This is a genomic window from Xanthomonas sp. GPE 39 (assembly GCF_000963005.1).
Taxonomy (GTDB): domain Bacteria; phylum Pseudomonadota; class Gammaproteobacteria; order Xanthomonadales; family Xanthomonadaceae; genus Xanthomonas_A.
The window spans coordinates 1-1827 of sequence record NZ_JZHZ01000004.1 but is presented as its reverse complement, the minus strand read 5'-3'; the positions used below and the strand labels follow the sequence as shown (position 1 = coordinate 1827).

1 protein-coding gene and 1 other RNA gene are annotated in these 1827 nt (G+C 56.8%); both read right to left on the bottom strand.

From position 1 onward, the window contains the following. Positions 1–75: 75 nt before the first annotated feature. Positions 76–151: non-coding RNA, sX9 sRNA (locus XALGPE39_RS14955), on the bottom strand. A 122-nt stretch (positions 152–273) separates the two neighbouring features. Beyond that, positions 274–1671 (bottom strand): trypsin-like serine protease, encoded by a 1398-nt coding sequence (locus tag XALGPE39_RS00035; protein ID WP_045726471.1) that lies wholly within the window; start codon positions 1669–1671, stop codon positions 274–276. Positions 1672–1827 lie beyond the last annotated feature (156 nt).

Here is a 1827-nt window from a genome sequence, read left to right as displayed (position 1 = left end):
GTCGGATAGGAGCGTGCTGGCTTCATCCGCTTACGATAGCCGCGAAAGCCTCAAGTTCATAACACGCTCTAGAGCGGTGAACAAAACATCGCCAGCCGCCGCCAGGCGGGTGCGGACGGCGCGCAGGAGCCGCGGTGTCCGCGTGCTGCATGAAGATCCGAGCTCCGTGCGCCCCATGTGTTGGCGTCGCATTCGTGTTGTGAGCCGGTCTCAGTTGAGCGCCGGTCTACCTTGGCGCAGAAACAGCAATGCCCCAGATCGGCGGACTTTGGCCTATTGCCCAAGATACTGCTTGATCAATGGATACACGTCCGATAAACGCGAGTAATAATCTGGATTGTTCGGTTTGTTGCAGAATGAATCGCCGCCAAACAGGCCGCCGCGCAACTGATAATCTCCATTGCTGTTGACGGTGAATAGGCCTGAGCCGGATGAGCCGGGTGCGGTAACGCCGGTCTTCCATATCACCTGGTACAGCGGTGACTTGTGCAAATACGAGCTGGATAGGGCGGTGACATTGCCCAACGAATACTTCTTCACACTGCCTCTGGGCTGGTGGATCCCTTCGATTGCGGTGCCGATCGAAGTGATCGGTGCACTGCTCCAGCCAGCGAAAAATGCCCCGCTCGGCGGTGCAGTTTTCAGCTCCAGCAATGACGTATCGCGGGTGATGTTGGTGTAGCGCAGATAGGCGCCACCGTTGAGTGTGATGTAGTCCGGATTGATCTTTGAGCCACCGCATGTGGTTGTCTGGTAGAACCAGTAGGTCTGTACGGTATTTGCGACGGATTTTTTGCTGATGCAGTGCGCGGCGGTCCAGAACAGGAATTTCTTCGGTGTGTTGCTGTTATTGAGCAGGGTGCCGGTACATAAGTAGGTGCCCTTGTCGATAGTGAATAGCACAATGGCCACTGCTTTGGTGGCCGAGGTGAAACCGGGTGTCGGATTGGCGCGGCAAACGATGTCGTGTTGGCACGAATCGCTATCGTCGGTCATTGTTTTTATCGTCGTGTCGCTGGCGACAGGGCTGATGTCCATGTGCGAGATTTTCGGGATTTTCAATGCGAGGTTCTGCGGGGACTGGCCTTTCGCTAGTTCGATCTCTACCAGCATGCGCGGGCCAGCGACCGCCGCTGACCATCCAGAAGTGCCACTGGTGAAGTCGCTACCGTTCTGTTCGAACACGCGACCGTCATCGCCAGCAAAGCGTAGCGTTGTGTTGCGTGGATCGTCTGGTCGGATCCCGCGACCACTGAGTTGCAACTGCGCGCGCATCGCCACTGCATCGTCGGACACGATCTCGAAGCTGCTCACCTGCGCGCCATTGGGCAACATCTGCCAATGTAGATGGTTTAGGTCGATGTCTGGCTTGTCGGTGTCGCGTGAGAAACCGATTTGCAGCGGTAATCCTTGTTTGAGTTGTTGGCTTCGCAATTGCTTCATCTCGGCGGTTTCGATACTGCCGGGTGCGGCCAGGGTAATCAGTCGTGGCGCGTGTGCGCTGCCTGCGGTGAGGCTGTGCAGTTCTGCGCCACCCAGCGCGGCTGCGTCTGGCTGTGCGTCGACTGGCGTCGAGCCCATCTCTGTGATCGGGAGTGTGGCGGCCAGGGTGGTGGAAATGCCGACGATACTGATGAGCATGGTCAGGGATAGTGCGTGTCTTGGATTCATCGATCATCCTTTTGACTGGAGAGGTGCGAAGCTTCCAATGGTGAGCCAAATCCTATGGCAGCATCCATTTTTACGCATGCCCCATGCTAGAGCGTGTTATGAACTTGAGGCTTTCGCGGCTATCGTAAGCGGATGAAGCCAGCACGCTCCTATCCG